This window comes from Pinisolibacter aquiterrae (genome assembly GCF_019160155.1).
Classification (GTDB): domain Bacteria; phylum Pseudomonadota; class Alphaproteobacteria; order Rhizobiales; family Ancalomicrobiaceae; genus Pinisolibacter; species Pinisolibacter aquiterrae.
In genome coordinates this window covers 636,085-655,691 of the sequence record NZ_JAFNIH010000019.1, presented here as the reverse complement: position 1 = coordinate 655,691, position 19,607 = coordinate 636,085, and the positions used below count along the sequence as shown (strand labels likewise).

Annotated in this window: 20 protein-coding genes and 1 pseudogene; 11 read left to right on the top strand and 10 right to left on the bottom strand. The window is 68.4% G+C overall.

Annotated features, from left to right (window positions below):
* Positions 1 to 254: 254 nt before the first annotated feature.
* The 8 genes from J3S89_RS07355 to J3S89_RS07320 all read right to left on the bottom strand — a co-directional run bounded on the left by J3S89_RS07355 (position 255) and on the right by J3S89_RS07320 (position 6,865).
* Positions 255 to 932, bottom strand: coding sequence for a ChrR family anti-sigma-E factor (locus J3S89_RS07355; RefSeq protein ID WP_217926811.1), 678 nt, complete (start codon positions 930 to 932; stop codon positions 255 to 257).
* Positions 929 to 1,507, bottom strand: a complete 579-nt coding sequence (locus tag J3S89_RS07350; protein ID WP_230489238.1) for a sigma-70 family RNA polymerase sigma factor — start codon at positions 1,505 to 1,507, stop codon at positions 929 to 931. Before J3S89_RS07350 ends, J3S89_RS07355 begins: the two co-directional genes overlap by 4 nt.
* A gap of 85 nt (positions 1,508 to 1,592) precedes the next feature.
* Entirely contained in the window at positions 1,593 to 2,567 is a 975-nt protein-coding gene (locus J3S89_RS07345) for an alpha/beta hydrolase (protein WP_217926809.1), read from the bottom strand.
* A gap of 48 nt (positions 2,568 to 2,615) precedes the next feature.
* Positions 2,616 to 3,026: a DUF2177 family protein gene (locus J3S89_RS07340; protein ID WP_217926808.1), complete on the bottom strand. Its 411-nt coding sequence runs from the start codon at positions 3,024 to 3,026 to the stop codon at positions 2,616 to 2,618.
* Positions 3,027 to 3,046: 20 nt separating this feature from the next.
* Positions 3,047 to 3,448: a DUF2147 domain-containing protein gene (locus tag J3S89_RS07335; protein ID WP_217926807.1), complete on the bottom strand. Its 402-nt coding sequence runs from the start codon at positions 3,446 to 3,448 to the stop codon at positions 3,047 to 3,049.
* The gene (locus J3S89_RS07330; RefSeq protein ID WP_217926850.1) at positions 3,445 to 4,683 is read right to left on the bottom strand and encodes an SAM-dependent methyltransferase; all 1,239 of its coding nucleotides are present in this window, start codon (positions 4,681 to 4,683) and stop codon (positions 3,445 to 3,447) included. Before J3S89_RS07330 ends, J3S89_RS07335 begins: the two co-directional genes overlap by 4 nt.
* 20 nt (positions 4,684 to 4,703) lie before the next feature.
* Positions 4,704 to 5,507 carry a DUF1365 domain-containing protein gene (locus tag J3S89_RS07325; protein ID WP_217926806.1) on the bottom strand — a complete coding sequence of 268 codons (804 nt, stop codon included), beginning with the start codon at positions 5,505 to 5,507 and terminating at the stop codon, positions 4,704 to 4,706.
* Entirely contained in the window at positions 5,504 to 6,865 is a 1,362-nt protein-coding gene (locus tag J3S89_RS07320; protein WP_217926805.1) for an NAD(P)/FAD-dependent oxidoreductase, read from the bottom strand. The genes J3S89_RS07325 and J3S89_RS07320 overlap by 4 nt, the downstream gene beginning before the upstream one ends.
* 231 nt (positions 6,866 to 7,096) lie before the next feature.
* Between J3S89_RS07320 and J3S89_RS07315 the strand changes: the two genes are divergently transcribed.
* The 4 genes from J3S89_RS07315 (at position 7,097) to J3S89_RS07300 (ending at position 10,341) form a co-directional block, all read left to right on the top strand.
* Positions 7,097 to 7,918, top strand: a complete 822-nt coding sequence (locus J3S89_RS07315) for a DUF1295 domain-containing protein (protein ID WP_217926804.1) — start codon at positions 7,097 to 7,099, stop codon at positions 7,916 to 7,918.
* A complete protein-coding gene (locus J3S89_RS07310; RefSeq protein ID WP_217926803.1) occupies positions 7,915 to 8,958 on the top strand; it encodes an SAM-dependent methyltransferase in 1,044 nt (347 codons plus the stop codon). Before J3S89_RS07315 ends, J3S89_RS07310 begins: the two co-directional genes overlap by 4 nt.
* On the top strand, positions 8,955 to 9,485 hold the full coding sequence (locus tag J3S89_RS07305; protein WP_217926802.1) for a hypothetical protein: 531 nt from the start codon (positions 8,955 to 8,957) through the stop codon (positions 9,483 to 9,485). The genes J3S89_RS07310 and J3S89_RS07305 overlap by 4 nt, the downstream gene beginning before the upstream one ends.
* 502 nt (positions 9,486 to 9,987) lie before the next feature.
* Positions 9,988 to 10,341: a PRC-barrel domain-containing protein gene (locus tag J3S89_RS07300; RefSeq protein WP_217926801.1), complete on the top strand. Its 354-nt coding sequence runs from the start codon at positions 9,988 to 9,990 to the stop codon at positions 10,339 to 10,341.
* Positions 10,342 to 10,478: 137 nt separating this feature from the next.
* On the opposite strand, the gene J3S89_RS07295 is transcribed toward J3S89_RS07300, so the two are convergent.
* On the bottom strand, positions 10,479 to 12,035 hold the full coding sequence (locus J3S89_RS07295) for an OpgD/OpgG family glucan biosynthesis protein (protein ID WP_217926800.1): 1,557 nt from the start codon (positions 12,033 to 12,035) through the stop codon (positions 10,479 to 10,481).
* Between the two features lie 301 nt (positions 12,036 to 12,336).
* Between J3S89_RS07295 and J3S89_RS07290 the strand changes: the two are divergent.
* The 4 genes and pseudogenes from J3S89_RS07290 (at position 12,337) to J3S89_RS23610 (ending at position 14,749) form a co-directional block, all read left to right on the top strand.
* A pseudogene (locus J3S89_RS07290) lies at positions 12,337 to 13,482 on the top strand (IS3 family transposase).
* Positions 13,483 to 13,669: 187 nt separating this feature from the next.
* Positions 13,670 to 14,146: a zinc-ribbon domain-containing protein gene (locus J3S89_RS07285; protein ID WP_217926799.1), complete on the top strand. Its 477-nt coding sequence runs from the start codon at positions 13,670 to 13,672 to the stop codon at positions 14,144 to 14,146.
* Positions 14,147 to 14,279: 133 nt separating this feature from the next.
* On the top strand, positions 14,280 to 14,465 hold the full coding sequence (locus tag J3S89_RS23615) for a putative zinc-binding metallopeptidase (RefSeq protein ID WP_420801351.1): 186 nt from the start codon (positions 14,280 to 14,282) through the stop codon (positions 14,463 to 14,465).
* On the top strand, positions 14,465 to 14,749 hold the full coding sequence (locus tag J3S89_RS23610; RefSeq protein ID WP_420801350.1) for a putative zinc-binding metallopeptidase: 285 nt from the start codon (positions 14,465 to 14,467) through the stop codon (positions 14,747 to 14,749). The genes J3S89_RS23615 and J3S89_RS23610 overlap by 1 nt, the downstream gene beginning before the upstream one ends.
* 783 nt (positions 14,750 to 15,532) lie before the next feature.
* On the opposite strand, the gene J3S89_RS07270 is transcribed toward J3S89_RS23610, so the two are convergent.
* Complete coding sequence (locus J3S89_RS07270; RefSeq protein ID WP_217926797.1) at positions 15,533 to 16,003, bottom strand: MarR family winged helix-turn-helix transcriptional regulator; 471 nt, start codon at positions 16,001 to 16,003, stop codon at positions 15,533 to 15,535.
* 63 nt (positions 16,004 to 16,066) lie between these two features.
* Between J3S89_RS07270 and J3S89_RS07265 the strand changes: the two genes are divergently transcribed.
* From J3S89_RS07265 to fahA, 3 genes are all read left to right on the top strand, one after another.
* Positions 16,067 to 17,233, top strand: coding sequence for a homogentisate 1,2-dioxygenase (locus J3S89_RS07265; RefSeq protein WP_217926796.1), 1,167 nt, complete (start codon positions 16,067 to 16,069; stop codon positions 17,231 to 17,233).
* A gap of 122 nt (positions 17,234 to 17,355) precedes the next feature.
* On the top strand, positions 17,356 to 18,321 hold the full coding sequence (locus tag J3S89_RS07260; RefSeq protein WP_217926795.1) for an MBL fold metallo-hydrolase: 966 nt from the start codon (positions 17,356 to 17,358) through the stop codon (positions 18,319 to 18,321).
* A gap of 4 nt (positions 18,322 to 18,325) precedes the next feature.
* A complete protein-coding gene (fahA, locus tag J3S89_RS07255) occupies positions 18,326 to 19,606 on the top strand; it encodes a fumarylacetoacetase (protein ID WP_217926794.1) in 1,281 nt (426 codons plus the stop codon).
* Position 19,607 lies beyond the last annotated feature (1 nt).

Sequence of the window (19,607 nt, the reverse complement as noted above, 5' to 3'; positions counted from 1 at the left end):
ACAACACCCTCCGCCCCCATTCGAGCCTCGGCGGCCTCGCGCCGTCGGTGTTCGCCACCCGGTCCGATCAGGGCCAGATCACCGCCGGACCAAACTTATGACCGGCAGGAAAATGGGGAGCACGTCACCGACGTTCCGGCGATCGTCGATGCCTGTGTAAGGGCGTGGAACGACCTGCTCGCCGACAAAGGCCGCGTCGCCAGTCTCACCGACTACCCATACCTCAAACAGATCAGGACTTCATGAGGTTGGTATCATAAGCCGACGAACGGCTGCAGCAACCGTCCGATGCCGTGGATGCGGAGGCGGCCTTCGACCGCCGCGACGCAGATGCATTCGCCGTCGACGTCGACGAGCGGCCGGTGGTCGACGGTCTCGTCGGCTTCGTCGAAATCGCCCGCGACATAGGCGTCGCGTCCGTCGGTGAAGCCGCCGACGAGTACTTGCGTGAATTCGCGGCCGGTGTGGCCGTGACGTGGGGCGGCGCCGGCGGCGGGGATGCGCAGCAGGATGACGTTCGCGTCCGGCGCGCCGGCCACCTCGACCCGTGACCAGCTCAGGGCCCGACCGAGGCTCCGCCAGCGCCCGACGGTGTGGTGTGCGAGACGGGGCGGAAGGGCGAGCCCGTCGGGCGTCGTGGGAACGTTCGAGACGGTGGGGCGAATGGGTGTGCGGTTTCCGGTGGATGCCTCGGGCGCGGCGTTCTCGGCGTCGATCCGCGCCATCAGCGCGTCGAAGGCGCCCGTCGCCATCGGCGCCGGCTCGGCCGCCTCCAGCAGGGCGCCGCCGATCGCCTCGAAGCCGGCGACGGTGTCGCGGCACCGACGGCATCCATCGAGATGGATCGCCACCACGAGACGCGGCCCGGCCGGAAACGTTCCGGCGGCCCAGGCCATCAGGGTCTCGTCGGACGGGTGATGACGAGCGGTCATCGGTCGATCTCCAGAAGATTGCGCAGACGATTGGCAGCGAGCCTCAGCCGTGACTTCACGGTCCCGAGTGGGATGGCGAGGTCGCGGGCGATCTCGGCCTGTGTCTTTTCGGTGAAATAGGTCAAGTGCACCACCTCGGCCTGTTCGGCCGGCAGAGCGGCGACGGCCGCGCGGACGCGGGCGTCGCGCTCGCCGTCGAGAACGATGGTTTCGCCGTCCGGGCTCTCGTCGATCTCGTCGTGATCGTCGGCGGCGACGAAACGGACGCTCCCGGCGCGGCGCAGGGCGTCGATACGCAGGTTGCGGGCGATGGTGAAGATCCAGGTCGCGGCGCTCGCCTTCACCGGATCGAAGAGCTCGGCCTTGCGCCAGACGGCGAGCAGGGTCTCCTGCGCGAGTTCCTCCGCCTCGCCCCGTCCGTCGCGCGCGAACACGGTGATCAGACGCGGCGCGAAATGGGCGTGGAGACGCGCGAAGGCGGCCCGATCGCGGCGCGATGCCACGGCGAGAATCCAGGCCTCCGGACCGTCGGGATCGATGTCCGTGCCGCGCGGCGTGGACGGGGTGTCGCTCAAGCGCGCGCCTCTCCGTAAGACCGTGATGACCGCCATCGTTGGTATCGCCTCTCACTTCCCATCGGCAAGTACGAAGGATCGGGCGCTACGGATCACCTGCGGTTCGGATCTTCGGTCGGTCGGGCGGCATCTCGGCGCGCGGCGCACGGGATTCACGCTCGCCCCCCCGCTCGACGAAGGCGACGACGTCGTCGAGGACGTCGGCACGCCAACGGAGAGGCTTGGCGAGCGCCGAGACGAGGCCGACGTGACCGATGTCGGGATAGACGACCGTATGGACCGAAGTGCCCCGGGCGGTGAGCGCTTCGGCGAATTCCTTCGTGTTGAAGAGGCCGACGGTGCGATCGTCGGCGCCGTGGAGGAGGAGAGTCGGCGGGCCCTTGCGCCGCACCAGATGGGCGGGGCGCGCCCGGTCGGCGCGTCCGGCGACGGAGGCGAAGATCGCCGCCGTCGTGTCCCAGGTGGTCGGGTCGAAGGCATAGGGGCCGGCGAGGCCGACGAGGCCGGCGGGCGCGACGGCGCGCGGCGCGGCGGCGCGCGGCGCGGCGGCGGCGAGCCAGCGTCGATCGACGGTGAGGAGCGCGGCGATGTGCGCGCCGGCGGAATGGCCCATCAGATAAATCGGCCGCAATCCGCCGTCGGTTCGCGCCAGATGGCGATCGACCCAGCCGTAGGCGCGGGCGGCGTCCTCGACGAAGGTCGGGAAGCGCACCTGCGGATAGAGGCGGTAGTCGGCGATCACGGTGGTGATGCCGCGCGCCGCCAGTGCGGTGCCGACGAATTCGTAGGTGGAGCGGTCGCCGCTGGTCCAGGCACCGCCGTAGAGAAACAGAACGATCGGGCCGGACGAGAGGCGATCGGGGGCGAAGACGTCGAGGCGGTGGCGTGCGTCGGGGCCGTAGGGAATGCCGCCGTCGAAGCGCACGCCGGGTTCGCGGATGAGGAAATCGAAGAACGAGGTCCCCGAGGTCGACGCCTCGGCCGGCGTCCGTGTCGCGGCCTCGGCAGGGGGCGCGACGGCGGTGACGAGCAGCGCTGCGAGCGAAAAGGCCTTGTGCATCGAAATTCTCCTCGTCCGGCGAAAGCCCGGCCCCCTCACGTCCGCCGATCAGGCGACCGGGGGCGCGAGCCACAGCGTCACCAGCCGTCCGGCGCTCGCCGCGGCGGCCGAGACGAACGTTCCCCAGGCGAGATCGGCGAGCGTCAGCGTCGTCGACCAGTTCCTGAGCGTCGCCTGATTGGTCAGGTCGTAGGTGGCGTAGGCGACGAGGCCGAAGAGGGCCGCGTTGCCGACCGTCGCCATCGCCCCGCCGGTCAAACCCGGCTTCACCCCGAAATGGACGAGGCCGACGACGTAGACGCCATAGAAGATCAGAGCCGGGCCGATGCGAAAGCCGTCGAGGAGCAGGTCTCCCATCGTCGGCCGGTAGAGCGCGTCCGCCATCCGCCAGAGCCAGACCGCGTCGAGCGCGAGGAAGGCTGCGAGCGTGGCGCCGTGGGCGACCAGAAGCGTCTTCATGGGGGTGTCCTCGTGTCGGGTCAGTCGCCGCCGAGGCGGGTCCAACCCATTTCCTTGCAGAGAAGGCCGACGACGATGCAGCCGCGCGTCGTCATCGACGCGGCGCCGACCGTCATCGTCAGTCGGTAGCTCAGATCGCGCTGGGGATCGAAGGCGGTGCCGGTCCAGCGGCCGGCGCCCGCCGGTTCGACCGTCATGACGAGCTTGTCGCCGGTCTTCTCGCCCTTGGTCCCTTCGCGGATCCAGGTGTTGACGGCGCAGATGTCGGAGCCGCAGCGCGCGATCCGCACCCGCGCGTTGCCGTCGCCGCGTGCCCACAGGCCGAAGGGCGAGGGCTCGGCGGCGGCGAAGCCCAGGGGAGGGGCGAGGAGGACGGCGGCGGTCGCGGCGGCGATCGCCGCATGGGCGTGACGCGTGTTCATGACCGGCCTCCCGCCGCCGTTTCCGACTTGGTCAGCGTGTACAGTCCGACGTCGATCGCGCCCTCGCGGAAGCCCGCCTCGCAATAGGCGAGGTAGTAGTCCCAGAGGCGGCGAAAGCGCGCGTCGAAGCCGAGGGGCGCGATCTCCTCCCAACGGGCATGGAAGCGGCGACGCCATTCGGCCAACGTCTCGGCATAGGAGAGGCCGAAATGCTCGGCCGCCTCGAGGCGCAGTCCGGCCGCCGCGACGGCCGCCGCGAAGGCGGATTTCGAGGGCAGGAAACCACCGGGGAAAACGTGCTTCTGAATGAAGTCGGTGTCGCGGCGATAGTCCTCGTAGCGGTCGTCGGCGATCGAGATCACCTGGAGCACGGCGCGACCGCCGGGGTTCAGCGCGCGGGCGAGGGTTTCGAAATAGGTCGGCCACCAAGCTTCGCCGACGGCCTCGAACATCTCGATCGACACGACCCGGTCGAAGGTCTCGACGACGTCGCGATAGTCCTGGAGGCGCAAGTCGACTCGGTCGGCGAGCCCGCGTACGGCAGCGACGTCGCGGGCCCAGGCGAGTTGCGACGGCGACAGGGTGAGGCCGGTGACGCGTCCGGCGCGGTCCTCGGCGAGATGCGCGGCGAGCGCTCCCCAGCCGCAGCCGATTTCGAGCACGCTCTCACCGCCGTCGAGGGCGAGAAGCTCGGCGATGCGATCGAGCTTTTTCGTCTGCGCCGCCTCGAGGCTCGGTGTCGTCTCGTCCCAGAGGGCCGAAGAATAGAGCATCGTGCCGTCGAGCCAGCGCCGATAGAAGTCGTTGCCGAGATCGTAGTGGGCCTCGATGTTGCGCCGGCTGCCACGCCGGCTGTTGGCGTTGAGGAGGTGGCGCAGTCGATCGACCGAGCGGAAGAGGCGAGAACCGCGCACGGCGCGCCGCAAATCGTCGGTGTTGCGGGCGGCGAGCCGGATGACGGCGACCGGGTCGGGGCTGATCCAGTCGCCGGCGACGTATCCTTCGGCGAAGCCGATGTCGCCGCCGGTCAGGATGCGCGTCAGCGTCCGCCAGCGCCGGATCTGGATCGTCGCCTCGGGTCCGGTCAGGCGACCGGCGCGGACGAAGCTCTCGCCGGAGGGCAGGATCACCCGTAACCGACCGACGGCGAGTCCCGAGAGCAATCGGTCGAAGAGGCGGGCGCGAACGCCCCGGATCTCCTCTCCGGCCAGTGCCGCGACGTCGGCGGCGGTCATGGTGGTTTCGTCGATATGGCTCATGACGCTGCCTTTCTGGGTTTTCGGGGAGAAACGATGGTGATCGCGGTTTCGGGCGGCGGCGGTTTGAACCTCAGCTTCACGCCCTTCAGCCAGAGCTTCAGCGCTTCCCAATGGATGCCGCCGACGACCCGGAGGGTGAGGAAGGGGACGGCGAAGAAGAGGCGCAGCAGCGCGCGATCGGTGAGTTCTTCCCGTCGGGCGAGGTGGCGGGCGCCGAGAATGCGCCCCTCGGCGTCGTGGACGTCGATCACCAGCGAGAAGAATTCCGCCGGCGGCTTCACCCGGAAGGCGTAGGACTGGTCCATGTCCATGAAGGGCGAGACGTGGAGCGCCTTGTCGCAGCGCTGGCGGATCTCGCCGCCGTCGGTCTCCTCGACCGGGATCAGATAGCCGTGGCGCTCGCCGAAGGTGTTGTCGACCTCCCAGAGGATCGCCGCGAGGCGGCCGTCGCGAGCGTGGCAGAAGAAGATCGACAGCGGATTGAAGGACCAGCCGAGGAGACGGGGCATGGTGAAGAGCCGGATCGGCCCGCCGTCGGGGTCGATCCCGGCGCGACGCATCGCGCTTTCGACCTGGGCCCTCAGATCCCGGCCGGTGCCGTCGCCGCGATCGCGCGCGTGGAACGAGACGAGATTGAAGCGGTCGACCGAGAAGAACCGCAGGCGCCGGTCGAGCTCGGGAAGCTCGTCGAGATCGAGCAGCATCGACCAGACCCGGTAGGCGAGGCGATGCTCGCGTGGGCGTAGGCGATGGTGGATGACATGGCCCGGATAGAGGGCGGAGGCGAACGGGGGCGTCATTCGGCCGCCTCCCGTGTGTCCGAACGGGGATCGAGCGGGAGGCGATGGATGCGGGCACTGTCGTTCGCGACGGTCCAGGGACGGCGGCGTCCGCCGAGATCCTCGGCGACGGCGAGGCCCGCCTGGAGCCCGTCCTCGTGGAAGCCGGCGCCGAAATGAGCGCCGCAGAACCAGGTCCGGTTCACCCCCTGCAGCGACCAGAGCTCCGGCTGCGCCCGACCAGTCGCGGCGTCGAAGAGGGGGTGGTCGTAGGCGATCCGGGTGTGGACGAGCGCCGGATCGGGCTCGCGGAGGGGATTGAGCGTGACGAAGAGCTCGCGCGTCTCGCCCAGGGATTGGAGCCGGTTCATCCAATAGGTGACGGAGAGCGCGCGATCGCCGTCACGCGCGTCCGAAAGGTAGTTCCAGCTCGCCCAGGCGGCGCGGCGCTGCGGCATGAGCCTCGCGTCGGAATGCAGCACCGCCTCGTTGCGCGAATAGTGGAAGGCGGCGAGGAGCCGCCGTTCCTCGGCGCTCGCGTCGGCGAGGAGGCCGAGCGCGCGATCGGCATGGGTGGCGATCACCACGTCGTCGAAACGCCGCCGCGCGCCGGTCGCGTCGACCACTTCGACACCGGCCGCGTCGCGACGCACCGACACGACCGGGGTCGAGGTCAGGATGCGATCGCGGAAGGAGGCCGTCAGACGCGCGACGTATTCGCGGCTGCCGCCCTTCACGGTGCGCCACACGGGACGGCCGGTCAGGCGCAGCAGGCCGTGGTTCTCGCAGAAGCGGACGAAGGCGGCGGCCGGGTAGTCGCCGACCTCGGCCGACGGCGTCGACCAGATCGCGGCGGCCATCGGATAGAGATGGTCCTCGCGGAAGGCGCGGCCGTAGCGGTGGGCATCGAGCCAATCCGCCAGCGAGACGTCGCCCATCGTCGCCAGATCCCGCGGCGCTTCGCGGTAGAAGCGCAGGAGATCCGACATCATCGACCAGAAGCGCGGCTTCAGTAGATTCGTCGGTTGGGCGAAGAGGCCGGCGAGGTCGGAGCCGGCGTATTCGAGCCGACCGCGATCGATCGACACGGCGAAGGACATGTCTGTCGCCGCCGTCTCGACGCCGAGATGGGCGAAGAGGGCGGAGAGGTTCGGATAGCAGGGCTCGTTGTAGACGATGAAGCCGGTGTCGACCGCGATGCTCCGACCGGCGATGTCGATCTCGACCGTGTTCGAATGGCCGCCGATGCGATCGTCGGCCTCGTAGACGGTGACGTCGTGGCCCTTCGCGAGCAGCCAGGCGGCGGAGAGTCCGGAGATTCCGGTTCCGATCACCGCGATGGCCTTGCGTTCGTTTCTCGTCGTGTACGGCCAGGTCATGTCTCGTCCCTTCATCCGTCCGACGGCGTCGCGTCGAATGCGTCGTTCGAGGTGAAGTACGTAGACGAACGGGAAAAGGTTCTGTCGGATCACCGCGCGGCGTGAATTTTTCCGGGCGCGTCACCGACGCTCGTGAAATCGGCCATCCGATCGAAAAATGTGGATGCCCGAGGAAACCGTCGCGGCTCGCCGTGCGTATCGCTTCGAGGAATGCGATCGCGAGGTGGTTTCATGTCGATGTCGGCAATGGTCGTTGCAACGGTGCTGCTGGTCGGGGCGATGGTCGTCGCCTGGGCGGTGCGGATGCGGACCGGATCGAGCGGTTGGATCGACACGATCTGGTCGGTCGCCGTCGGTCTCGTGGGGCTGGTGGCGGCGCTCGGCGCCGCGGGGGGTGGTCGGCGATGGCTGATCGCGGGCCTGATCGCCGTCTGGTCGGGACGTCTCGCGCTCCACATCGGTCGACGCACGCACGGTGCGGCCGACGATCCGCGCTACGCGGACCTGGCGCGGCAATGGGGCGACGGCTTCGGGGCGCGGCTCTTCCTGTTTCTTCAGATCCAGGCGGCGGTGGGAGTCGTGCTTGCGTTTGCGGTCCATCTCGCGGCTTCCGCGCCGGCGCCGTTTCCCGGCCCCGTCGACGTCCTGGCGACCGCCGTCGTCCTCACCGGGCTCGCGGGGGAAGCGCTCGCGGACGCGCAACTGCGCCGGTTCCGCGGACGGGCCCAACCGGGTTCGGTCTGCGACGTCGGGCTGTGGGGGTGGTCGCGCCATCCCAACTATTTCTTCGAATGGCTGGTCTGGTGCGGCTTCGCGCTCTTCGCGCTCGCCGGGATCGCCGATCGGCCGGTGCAGATCCTCGCCGTCGCGGCGCCGGCGCTGATGTGGGGTCTGCTCGTCCACGTCTCCGGCATTCCGCCGCTCGAGGCGCACATGCTGAGAACCCGTCCCGACGCCTTCCGCGCCTATGCCGCGCGCGTCTCGCCCTTCGTTCCCCGTCCCCCACGGACAGCATCCCAGGGCGCGGCCGTCCACCTGGAGGAAAGCCCATGAACTTCGTCGCAGGCGTGATCGACACGGTCGAGCGAATCCCCCTTCCCGACGGCCTCACCCTCGCCGGGATCGACTGGCTGTGCGAGCGCACCCGCCGTAGGCTCGAGCGCGACGGCGCGACCGACGAGGATCTCTTCGTCCGCGAGATGCGGCGCCACCCGATCGCCGCGCACGTGGAGGCGGCGAACGACCAGCACTACGAGCTGCCGCCCGACTTCTTCGGTCTGGTGCTCGGCCCGCGCCGGAAATACTCCTGCTGCCGCTATCCGAGCGAGACGACGACGCTGGCCGAGGCCGAGGAGCTGGCGCTCGCCGAGACCTGCGAACACGCCGATCTCCACGACGGTCAGACCATCCTCGAACTCGGTTGCGGCTGGGGCTCGCTCACGCCCCACATGGCCGCGACCTACCCGCGTGCCCGTATCGTCGCGGTGTCCAATTCCCAATCGCAACGCGCCCACATCGTCGCCGAGGCGAAGCGGCGGGGGCTCACCAACGTCACCGTCGTCACCTCGGACATGAACGACTTCCAGCCGCCCATCGTCGACTTCGACCGCATCGTCTCGGTCGAGATGTTCGAGCACATGTCGAACTGGCGGGCTCTTCTCGCGCGTGCCCGTGATTGGTCGGCGCCCGACGGGCGCCTCTTCCTCCACGTCTTCACCCACCGTTCGCGGTCCTATCGCTTCGATCATCTGGATCCCGCCGATTGGATCGCCCGCCACTTCTTCACCGGCGGCATCATGCCGGCGCAGGATCTGCCGCATCGGTTCCCCGACCTCTTCCGGGTCGAGGCGGAATGGCGGTGGCCGGGTACCCACTATCGGGAGACGGCGCTCGACTGGCTCGCCAACTTCGACGCGGAACGTGAACGGATCGATCGGATCCTGGTCGACGTCTACGGATCGGACGCGGATCTGTGGCGACGGCGGTGGCGGCTGTTCTTCCTGGCGACGGCCGGGCTGTTCGGCCACGCCGACGGCGCGGAATGGGGCGTCGGTCACTATCGCCTGACGCCGGTCGTCGAGGCGTCGTCGTGACCGCAGAGGTCGAGGCGAAGGCGGCCGCGACGGCGAGCGTCGCGTGGCTCGTGGTCGCCAACAAGCCGATCTATCCACTCTACGTGTGGTGGTTCGTCGGTTCGGGAACGGCGGTGGCCTGGGCGACGGCCCTTTCGGCGCCGCTCTTCCTCGCCATCGCCCTCTCGGCCGCACGTCGCCCGCTCGCCGCGCGGGTGGCGCTGCCGCTCGTCGGTGCCGCCGACACCGTGTTCGCGACCGTCCTCTTCGGGCCGGCGAGCGGCACCGAACTCTTCTTCGTTCCCTGCCTGCTTCTCGCGATCGCCGCCTTTTCGGCGCACGAGGGGCGCTGGGCGCGGCGGCTCGTCGCCGTGCTCTTCGTCACGTTCGTGATCGCCCATGCGACGATCGGGGCGACGATCGGCTCGGGGTTCGCACCTTGGACGGCCGTCGAGACGGCCCATCTCAGGGAGATCAACGTCTTCGCCGTCGCCTCGCTCTCGGCCTTCGTGGGGTGGAGGTTTTCGGGCACCGGACGCGACGCGTGATCTCGTCCGTCGCGGGGGCGCGCGTTTCCGCGGATCGTCGAGCCCGAGACGGACACCATCCGCTCCGTCGTCGTCGATCCTGCGCCCGAGCGGGGGGGCGTTCGTCGGCTTCGTCGAGCAGAACGACCTCACGGTCGACCGGCGGATCGAGACGCAGGTCCATGCCGACCATCTGTCGGCGAGGTTCTGAAGGAGCGCGGGTCGGGGGCGTGATCGCCATAGGCGAGACGATCACGAGGGTGCGGGAGACCTTCGGTGCGATCTTCGGCGAGGGGGCGGACCTCGCACGCGACGGACGCCCGTTCGACCCTCTCATCGTGGATGGTGAGACCCGGCCGATCGCCGCCTCGCGACCCCGAGGTCGGCCTCGTCGCCTTCGCGGACGCGACGATCCGTGTCGCGCATCCGGCAACGGACGAAAGGCCGCCGCCGGCGGTCGTCGCGGCGCGACGGAACCGATGCGCGCCCGGCGCGTTTCTTCTTCAGTCAAAAGGAGAAGATGATGCCCACATCCACCGGACATACCCGCGCCATTCCGTCCTCGAAGGTCGTCGGCTCGAACGTCTACGACGCGCGTGGCGAACATCTCGGCCACGTCGAGGACGTCGTCTTGGACAAGCTCTCCAACACCATCATGTTCGCCGTCCTCGGATTCGGCGGTCTGCTCGGCATCGGCGAGAAATACCATGCGATGCCGTGGTCGATGCTCGACTACGACGAGGCCAAGGGCGGCTACGTCGTCCCGCTCGATCCGACGGTGCTGGCGGCGGCCCCGGTCTACGAGCTCGCCGATCTGATCGCGGCCGACGGAGCGGCGACCTCGCCGGATCTGACCTATTACGCCAAGGCGCTGTGACTCAGGCCTTCGCGTCTCGATCGAATCGGAGAGGAGACCGGGCTCGCGCCCGGCCTCCTCTCGTTTGCATGTCCATCGCTCTCTTCCGAGCCGAGGCTGCGGGCGGGTCTCGTCCCGCCCCGTCGCGACGGGTTCGCTCACCCGCGCGTCCAGCGATAGAGCCAGGTCTCCGTCACGGGGTCGGCGCCGCGCATCAGCCGCGCGCGGACTTCGACCATCTGCGCGGCGTCGACCTTCACCCGGAAGGCGAGGCGCAGGCCCTTGGTGTGAGGGTTCGCCTCGATCACCGGCTCGATCACGGTGCCCGGCCGGCAAGAGATCTCGGCCTTCAGATCCTCGGGCTTCGACGTTTCGACGGCCGCGCCGACGAAGTCGACGATGAAGAGCCGTTCCTCGTCGCCGCCGCCCTCGAGGGTCGAGGTCACCCGCGCGAGGTCGGTCCGCACCGGCCCGTCCATGCCCCAATGGATGCGGTAGGAAAAGAGATATTCGCCGCCCTTGCGGAGCGGTTCGTCGGGACGCCAGAAGGCGACGATGTTGTCGTGGATCTCCTCGTTCGTGGGGATCTCGACGAGCACGAGCTTGCCCGCGCCCCAGTCGCCGAGCGGCTCGACCCAGGCGCTCGGGCGCTTCTCGTAGGCGGCTTCCATGTCCTGATATTCGAAGAACGACCGCTGGCGCTGCATCAGCCCGAAGCCGCGCAGGTTGCCGTCGGCGAAGACCGACATCTGCAGCATCCGGGGATTGGCGAGCGGCCGCCAGCAGTGCTCGCCCGCGGCGGTGAGGAAGGCGAGCCCCTCGGCGTCGCGCACCGCCGGGCGGAAGTCGTCGAAGCCCTTCCGATCGTTGGGGGCGAAGAGGAACATGCTGGTGAGCGTGCCGAGGCCGACCTTGTCGAGGTCGGTGCGGGGGTAGAGCGCCGCCTCGACCGAGGTCGTGGTCGTCTCGCCCGGCACGATCGAGATGCGGAAGGCGCCGGTCACGCTCGGCGAATCGAGCAGGGCGTGGATGACGAGCAGATTGCCGTCGCTCTTCGGCTTCTCGATCCAGAACTCGCGGAAGAGCGGGAATTCCTCGCCGGCCGGGTCGGCGGTGGCGATGGCGAGGCCTCGCGCCGAAGTGCCGTAGACGTTGCCGCGCCCGACGGCACGAAAATAACTCGCGCCCTGAAAGACCAGGAACTCCTCGGCGACGTCGGGGCGGTTGATCGGCGTCTTGACGCGGAAGCCGGACCACCCGAGCGTCTCGCCGTCCTTGGGCGGGGGGACGTCCGGGGGAAACACGAAGCAGCCGTCGTATTGCACGATCCTGAGGGCCTGGGTGTCCTCGACGGCGTCGAAGTCGACGTGGTCGCGATAGAGGAAGCCGCGCGGCATCCATTCGATGCGGAACGGCCCCGGACCCTCGCGCAGGAACGTGTCCTTGGGGCGGAAGGCGATCGCCCGATACTGGTCGTAGTTCAGATTGTCGAGGCCCTTCGGCAGCTTGGTGTCCGGCGGCTCGAAGGGGCGAGCCGCCATGGCGGCGGCACGGGCGCGCAGCACGTGGGGCTCGAAGCGGACGCCGGGTCCGTCGGTCTTCGGCATGGCCGGCTCCGGTCCGGCGGCGTGCGCGGCATCGAGCCATCCCGCGCCCAACGCGATCGGAATCGTGCCCAAGGCCCAGGTCATCACGTCGCGCCGCGTCGTCGCCATTCCATGTTCCTCCCGTTTCGCCGTTCGTCCGGCCGCATCGAGATAGGGACCCATTTCGGCGAAGAAAAGATCGCCGACGAAGGGGGACGCTCGCGGAACTCGGAGACGGCTGCGCCGGGGCGCCGAGCCGAGAGGCTCGGTGGGACAATGCACCTATCCGAGAAGAGTTCTAGAGGAACGTTCCGGGGTGAACCGGACGTCGCCGTCTTCGGATCGCCCCCGGTACTCGGTGCTGTGAGGTGGTCCCCGTCCGACGGGCAGTTCGATGAGCTTGGGTCGACCTGAGAGAAGGACGATCCCGATGACGGGGAAGCGGAAACGGTACTCGGGAGAGTTCAAGGCCGAGGTCGCCCTGGAGGCGATCCGCGGCGAGGCGACGGTGGCGCAGCTGACGGTGAAGTCCGGCGTCCATCAGACGATGATCAACGCCTGGAAGAAGCAGGCGGTCGAGCGGATGGCCGATGTCTTCTCGGGCAAGTCGGAGGCACTCGAGGCGGCCCGCGATGGCGAGGTCGAAAAGCTGCACGCGATGATCGGCCAACTCGTCGTGGAGCGGGATTTTTTGAAACGAGCCTCCGGACGCTGAGCGTCGGCCGGAGGCGCGAGATGATCGAACCCACCACCCCAGGCTCACGATCCGGCGGCAGTGCGAACTCGTCGGCATCAGCCGCTCGACCTTCTACGGACCGGCAGCGGCCGAGACGGCGTTGAACCTGTCGCCGATGCGGCTGATCGACGAGCGGTTTCTGGAAACGCCGTGGTACGGCTCGCGACAGATGGCTCGTCATCTGCGTCGGCACGGCCATACGGTCGGCCGAAAGCGGATCCGGCGGAAGATGGGGTTGCAGGCGGTCTATCGGCGGCCGAAGACGACCGTCCCGCATCCCGAGCACAAGAAGTGGCCGTATCTGCTGCGTGATCTCGACATTCGCCGGCCGAACCACGTCTGGTGCGCCGACATCACCGACATCCCGATGCGACGCGGCTTCCTCTACCTCGTCGCCGCGATGGACCGGGCGAGCCGGCGAGTGCTGGCGTGGTGGCTGTCGAACACGATGAATGCCGACTTCTGCATCGCCGCGGTCGAGGAGGCCATGGCGACACATGGGAGACCGGAGATCTTCGCCACCGACCAGGGCAGCCAGTTCACCAGCCCTCGGTTCACGGAGGTCCTGACCGACGCGGGCGTTCGAATATCCATGGACGGGCGGGGCCGGTGGATGGACAACGTCTTCATCGAGCGGCCATGGCGGTCGATGAGCCGAAGGCCGGCGAAGCCAATTACGAGTGCATCTACCTCCATGCCCACGAGACCGGCTCGGAAACCCGTGCCGGCATTCGACAGTGGATCGACTACTACAACTTCGACCGACCTCACTCGACACACGGCGGGCGAACGCCCGTCGAGGTCCACGAGGAGGCCGGCGACATCAGACTGGCGGCGTGACGGACCATAGGCCCAAGCTTACGAAGGCCGCCAATCTGTCCAGCCGGACGGGACCACCTCACGCTTCGCGGATACGCCGTCGCGGGCGGCCCTGCCGCACGGCAGACCGCCGATGGACCGTCTCACTCGGTCGATCGTTCTCCACCATGAGGGGATGCGAGCCCGCCCGATTCGGTGGCCTCGCGTCATGACGTCCCACCCGCAGCCGTCGATGCGCCTCTTTTCCTGCGATGCCTGTTCCAACCCGATCCATTTCGATAATTCGACCTTCGTCGCCTGTCATGCCGCGATCGGCATCGTGGCGGAGACCGGGGCGATGACGTCCCTGGTGCCGAACGGGACGCATTGGCATGCGCCGGCGCGCGGCCGCGACGTCGCTCTGTGCGCCAATGCGGTCTACGGCGCCTGCAATGGGCTCGCGCCGGTGGAGCGGGCCGGCGATCTCTGCCCCGTCCGCCGCCACAGCCGGACCATTCCCGATCTCTCGATCGCGACCAACATCGCCAAATTCCGCCGTATCGTCGGGGCAGAGCGGCATCTCTTCCATTCGCTCGGCCGTTGGTCGCTCGCGCCTGCCACCAAGGCGGAGAACGCGAGCACCGGCTCGCCTTCGACTTTCTCACCGACACGATCGCGCCCGAGGGCAGCGTCGTTCCGGTGCTGACCGGCCACGACGACGGGGTGATCACGCTGTCGATCGCCGAGGTGGACGACGCTGCGCGAGCCCTATCGCATGCTGCTCGGCCACTTCCGCCACGAGATCGGACATTGTTGGCGGGCATTATCGGTGGGATCGATTGTTGCGCGACTGCGGTCGGCTCGACGACTTCCGCGCGCTCTTCGGCGACGAACGGGCGGATTACGGAGAAGTGTTGCGTCGTCATTACGACGAAGGTCCGCTGCCCGATTGGCGCTGCGCCACGTCAACGCCTATGCCTCGTCCCGCCCTTGGGAGGATTTCGCGGAGACCTGGGCGCATCTGATGCATCGGGTCGACACGTCGGAGACCGCACGTTCCTTCGGTCTGGCGCCGGCGCCGATGATGCGCATCGATTCGTGTCTGGCGCTCGACGTCGACTTCGACCCCCACGGGACCTTCGACTTCGCTCGGATCACGGAGGTCTGGCCGGCGCTCGCGGTGGCCGTCAACGCCATCGCTCGATCTCTCGGCCAACGCGATGGGTACCCCTTCGTGACGTCGCCGATGATCATCGAAGCAGAAATGGCGTTCGCACACGGATTGATCGTCGAGGGTGGTTCATCCTGACGAGAGTCGTGGGGGATCGCGGGTCGAGGTCGACGGTGTCCCTCGGTGAGCGGGCGTGATGTGACCGGGTCTTGGACTGGCGACCAAGAAAATTCTTCACGACTCGGTACGAAAGAGGCATTCGGGAGGGTTGCAGGCCCCCGCAACCCTTGTCGTCGAAAAGCCCCGATCCCCAAGATCGGGGCTTTTTGCGTTCTCAGGTGGCAGGGGGCGGGAGATGACCCGGAGGCTCCGGGGGAGAGGTCGGGGGCACAGCACGGCGGTGCACGTCAGGAGCCGAATTCCAGCGGTGTGTGGGAGACGAGGCCGCAGGAGGTGGCGCCGCGCGGATCCGGCCATGCGGGGCACGCACCACAGCGGCGAGGGGCACCAGAGCGGAACTCAGAAGGGCTCCAATACGACATGTAAAAGGTATGCGGAATGCATGTCTTGAGCCTGAGTACGACGTTTCGATGGGACAATCTGACCGCGAAGTCACGACCGCGCTCAACCGAGCGTGCCGCGCGGATAGGCAGCTGCACCGAGGCGAGGGAAGGCGCGACGGTCCCCGTCTGGTCCGAGGGGGCGGTGATGCGATCCCGCCGCGATCGTCATCGGAGCCGAATGCTGCCTGAAGGATCGGCGGTCGTTCGACGTGAATTGGATCTCTGCCCGCGCCGAGGCGAGCTCGGCCACTAACGGCGGAGCCGCCTTCCACGCGCGGCGACGGGACGTCCAGGCTCCCGAAGGCCGTGCCTCGATGGCCCCTGCGGGCGCAAGGGCCATCTGCGCCGAACGCGGACGTCATCGACCGGGATCGCTCGACGTGCGGGCGATCAGTTTGCCGAGAAGGCGCTGCAATTCGGTGCGTTCCTCCGCCTCGAGTTCGCCGAGGACCTGCCCCTCGTAGGCGAGGCCGAGCGGGACGATCTCTTCGAAGAGGGCGCGCCCGGCCTCGGTCAGGGCGAGAAAGCGCTCTCGCTTGTCGTCGGCGTTGGCGGTCGCGGTGACGAGGTCGCGCTCCTGCAGCGTCGCGACGGCGCGGCTCACCACCGTCTTGTGCATGTGGCGAATGGCCTCGATGTCCTTGGCACGAATGGGACTTCCCTCGCCGAGCGTGGCCAGGATGCGCCATTCCGGAACCGACAGGCCGAAGCCCGCCGAATAGATCGCGGAGAACCCTTCGCTCGTGCGGTTGGCGAGAACCGCCAACTGGTGCGGCAGAAAGGTCTGGAGACGGAAGACGGGGGGCGGAGAGGGGGCATCGCTTGACATGGGGCCATCCCATCGGATTTAATTGGTTTCATCAAGCAACCAATATCGAGGAACGCCCGCGTCATGGTGGCTCACTCCTTCGCCCTCCCCAAGCGGGACGGCCGCGCCTCGCGTCAGGCCCATTGCGATCTGCCGGAGGGAACTTTCGAACGCGAACTCGGCCGTGAGGGATTCTTCGGCCCGGCGACGCAGATGTATCACCGCCGTCCGCCGACGGGGTGGACCTCCTGGGAGGGGCCGTTGCGGCCGCGGGCCTTCGATCTCGCCGCGCTGCCCGCCGAGGGGAGCGTCTGGGCGGCGCCGACGATCGTCTCCAATGCGGCGATGAAGCTGCGTTGGTGGCGCTTCTCGGGCCGGATGGACCATCTGGTGCGCAACGGCGACGGCGACGAACTGCTGTTCGTTCACGCGGGCTCCGCCGATCTCTTCTGCGACTACGGGCGTCTCGAAATCCGGGCCGGCGACTACGTGCTGCTGCCACGCTCCACCATGTGGCGGATCGAGACGCGCGAGCCGGTGGAGATGCTGCTGATCGAGGCGACGAACGGCGCCTATCGTACCCCCGACCGGGGTCTCGTCGGCCGCCATGCGCTCTATGATCCGGGCGTCCTCGACGTGCCGGTGATCGACGAGGCCTTCCGCGCGCAGCAGGACGACCGCGAATGGCGGGTCGAGATCAAGAGGCGCGGCCTGCTCTCGACCGTCACCTATCCCTACAATCCGCTCGACGCGGTCGGCTGGCAGGGCGATCTCTGCCCGCTGCGGCTGGCCATCTCCGACATCCGTCCGCTGTCGGCGCATCGTTATCATCTGCCGCCGTCGGCACACTCGACCTTCGTCGCCGATCGCTTCGTCGTCTGTTCCTTCGTGCCGCGCCCTTTCGAGACCGATCCGGGGGCGATGAAGGTGCCGTTCTTCCACAACAACGACGATTACGACGAAGTCATCTTCTATCATGCCGGCGACTTCTTCTCGCGCGACGGGATCGGCCCGGGGATGGTGACGTTCCACCCTTGCGGCTTCACGCATGGTCCCCATCCCGGCGCGCTCGCCCGCACCTTCGTGCAGCCGAAGCCGATGACCGACGAATATGCGGTGATGATCGACACGCGCGACGCGCTCGACCTCGGCGAGGCCGCAGGCGCCTGTGAACGCGGCGATTATGCCGAGAGCTGGCGCAGTGGCGACGGTCGCAGCCCGGAGGCGCCGCGGATCCCGCGCGAAGGCTGACCGGCACTTTCTCTTCTCGTGCCGGGCGGCTGCCGCCGCCGGCGCGGTTCCGATCCTCGGCGGGTCCTCGCGTCCGCCCGTGTCTCCTCGCCGAGACGCTTCATCAGAAAGGCAGTTTCCTCATGTCGACGACCAAGGCCTTCGCCTCGCAGGCGGACCTCGAGGAGAAGAAGGTCACCTTCTCGCGGATCTCCGAACACGCCTACGCCTATACCGCCGAAGGCGATCCCAACACCGGCATCGTCATCGGCGACACGTCGGTGATGGTGCTCGACACCCAGGCGACGCCGGTGATGGCGCAGGACGTGGTGCGGCGCATCCGCGAGGTCACCGACAAGCCGATCGAATGGGTGGTACTGTCGCACTACCACGCCGTGCGGGTTCTCGGGGCGGAGGGCTATCGGGACGCCGGCCTGAAGAACGTGGTGGCGAGCCGGGCCACCTGGGACATGATCGTCGAGCGCGGCGAGGCCGACAAGGCGAGCGAGATCGGCCGTTTTCCGCGCCTCTTCCGGGCGGTCGAGAGCGTGCCGGGCCTCACCTGGCCGTCGGTGGTCTTCGAGAAGGAGCTGACCATTCGGCTCGGCTCGGTCGAGGTGCGGTTGAAGCAGATCGGCCGTGGCCACACCGCCGGCGACACCATCGCCTGGCTACCGCAGGAGGGCGTCGTCTTCTCCGGCGATCTCGTCGAATACGGCGCCACGCCCTATGCGGGCGATGCCCATTTCAAGGATTGGCCGGCGACGCTCGCCCGGGTCGCGGCCCTCGATCCGATCGCGCTGGTGCCGGGGCGTGGTGAAGCGCTGATCGGGCGGGACAAGGTGAAGGAGGGGATCGACGGCACCGCCGCCTTCCTCACCGATCTGTGGACCTCGGTGAAGGCGGGCGTCGACGCCGGTCACGAACTGAACCGGATCTACAAGGACACGCATGCGGCGCTGAAGCCGAAATACGGTCATTGGGTGATCTTCGACCATTGCCTGCCCTTCGACGTGACCCGCGCCTTCGACGAGGCGAACGGTCTCGATCACCCGCGCATCTGGACCGCCGAGCGCGATCGCGAGATGTGGGCGGCGCTGGAGGGCTGAGAGCGTGAACCCGACCAACGATCCGGCGCTGGTCTCCTGGGTGGAGACGGCGCAAGGCAGCGATTTCCCGATCCAGAACCTGCCCTGGGGCGTCTTTTCGTTCAATGACGGTCCGGCGCGCGTCGGCGTGGCGATCGGCGATCGAGTCGTCGACGTCGGCGTCCTCGCCGAGGCGGGGCTCCTCGGGGATGTTCCCGCCGACGTCTTCGCGACGGGCGTCCTCAACGACTTCGTCCGGCTCGGGCCGGCGGTGTGGTCGCGGACTCGGGCGCGGCTCTCCGAGCTGTTGCGGGCCGACGTCGGCCGACTGCGCGACGATGCGGCGTTGCGGGCGCGGGCCCTGGTGCCGCTCGCCGACGTCCGGCTCCATCTGCCGATCCGGGTCGAGGGTTACACCGACTTCTATTCGTCGCGCGAACATGCCACCAACGTCGGCCGGATGTTCCGGCCGGACGCTCCGGCGCTGTTGCCCAATTGGCTGCATCTGCCGGTCGGCTACAACGGCCGCGCCTCGACCGTCGTCGTCTCCGGCACGCCGATCCGCCGGCCGCTGGGCCAGACCAAGGCACCGGGCGAGGCGGCGCCGAGCTTCGGTCCGTGCCGGCGGCTCGATCTCGAACTCGAAATGGCGACGATCGTCGGCGTCGACACCGAGATGGGCCGGCCGCTGACGCTCGAGGAGGCGGAGCGGGGCATCTTCGGCTACGCGCTCCTCAACGACTGGTCGGCGCGCGACATCCAGCAGTGGGAATACGTGCCGCTCGGACCGTTCCAGGCCAAGGTCTTCGCGACCAGCATGGGGCCGTGGATCGTCACCGCCGAGGCGCTCGAGCCGTTCCGGGTCGAGGGGCCGAAGCAGGATCCCGAGCCACTTCCCTATCTGCGCCAATCGAAGCCGATGAATTACGACGTCGAGCTCGAGATCGCGATCGCCGGTCCGGGCGCGCGCGAGGAAACGGTGGTCGGCCGCAGCAATTTCGCGCATCTCTACTGGTCGAGCGCGCAGCAGCTCGTCCATCACGCGATCGGCGGATGTGCGATGAAGGTCGGCGACATTCTCGGCTCGGGCACCATCTCCGGTCCGAGCGAGGGATCGTTCGGATCGCTGCTCGAGCTGACCTGGAACGGGCAGCGGCCGCTGCGCCTCGCCGACGGGGCCACTCGCGGCTTCCTCGAGGACGGCGATCGGCTGACGATCTCCGGGCGGGCGCGGCGCGACGGGGTGACGATCGGCTTCGGCGCGTGCAGCGGCGTGATTCTGCCGGCGCCGGACTTCCGAGGCTGAG

Excerpts from the sequence above, each read along its gene's own strand:
- J3S89_RS07355 (WP_217926811.1), bottom strand. The coding sequence starts at position 932 with ATGACCGCTCGTCATCACCCGTCCGACGAGACCCTGATGGCCTGGGCC.
- J3S89_RS07345 (WP_217926809.1), bottom strand. The coding sequence starts at position 2,567 with ATGCACAAGGCCTTTTCGCTCGCAGCGCTGCTCGTCACCGCCGTCGCG.
- J3S89_RS07340 (WP_217926808.1), bottom strand. The coding sequence starts at position 3,026 with ATGAAGACGCTTCTGGTCGCCCACGGCGCCACGCTCGCAGCCTTCCTC.
- J3S89_RS07335 (WP_217926807.1), bottom strand. The coding sequence starts at position 3,448 with ATGAACACGCGTCACGCCCATGCGGCGATCGCCGCCGCGACCGCCGCC.
- J3S89_RS07330 (WP_217926850.1), bottom strand. The coding sequence starts at position 4,683 with ATGACCGCCGCCGACGTCGCGGCACTGGCCGGAGAGGAGATCCGGGGC.
- J3S89_RS07325 (WP_217926806.1), bottom strand. The coding sequence starts at position 5,507 with ATGACGCCCCCGTTCGCCTCCGCCCTCTATCCGGGCCATGTCATCCAC.
- J3S89_RS07320 (WP_217926805.1), bottom strand. The coding sequence starts at position 6,865 with ATGACCTGGCCGTACACGACGAGAAACGAACGCAAGGCCATCGCGGTG.
- J3S89_RS07315 (WP_217926804.1), top strand. The coding sequence starts at position 7,097 with ATGTCGATGTCGGCAATGGTCGTTGCAACGGTGCTGCTGGTCGGGGCG.
- J3S89_RS07310 (WP_217926803.1), top strand. The coding sequence starts at position 7,915 with ATGAACTTCGTCGCAGGCGTGATCGACACGGTCGAGCGAATCCCCCTT.
- J3S89_RS07300 (WP_217926801.1), top strand. The coding sequence starts at position 9,988 with ATGCCCACATCCACCGGACATACCCGCGCCATTCCGTCCTCGAAGGTC.
- J3S89_RS07295 (WP_217926800.1), bottom strand. The coding sequence starts at position 12,035 with ATGGCGACGACGCGGCGCGACGTGATGACCTGGGCCTTGGGCACGATT.
- J3S89_RS07285 (WP_217926799.1), top strand. The coding sequence starts at position 13,670 with ATGACGTCCCACCCGCAGCCGTCGATGCGCCTCTTTTCCTGCGATGCC.
- J3S89_RS23610 (WP_420801350.1), top strand. The coding sequence starts at position 14,465 with ATGCATCGGGTCGACACGTCGGAGACCGCACGTTCCTTCGGTCTGGCG.
- J3S89_RS07270 (WP_217926797.1), bottom strand. The coding sequence starts at position 16,003 with ATGTCAAGCGATGCCCCCTCTCCGCCCCCCGTCTTCCGTCTCCAGACC.
- J3S89_RS07265 (WP_217926796.1), top strand. The coding sequence starts at position 16,067 with ATGGTGGCTCACTCCTTCGCCCTCCCCAAGCGGGACGGCCGCGCCTCG.
- J3S89_RS07260 (WP_217926795.1), top strand. The coding sequence starts at position 17,356 with ATGTCGACGACCAAGGCCTTCGCCTCGCAGGCGGACCTCGAGGAGAAG.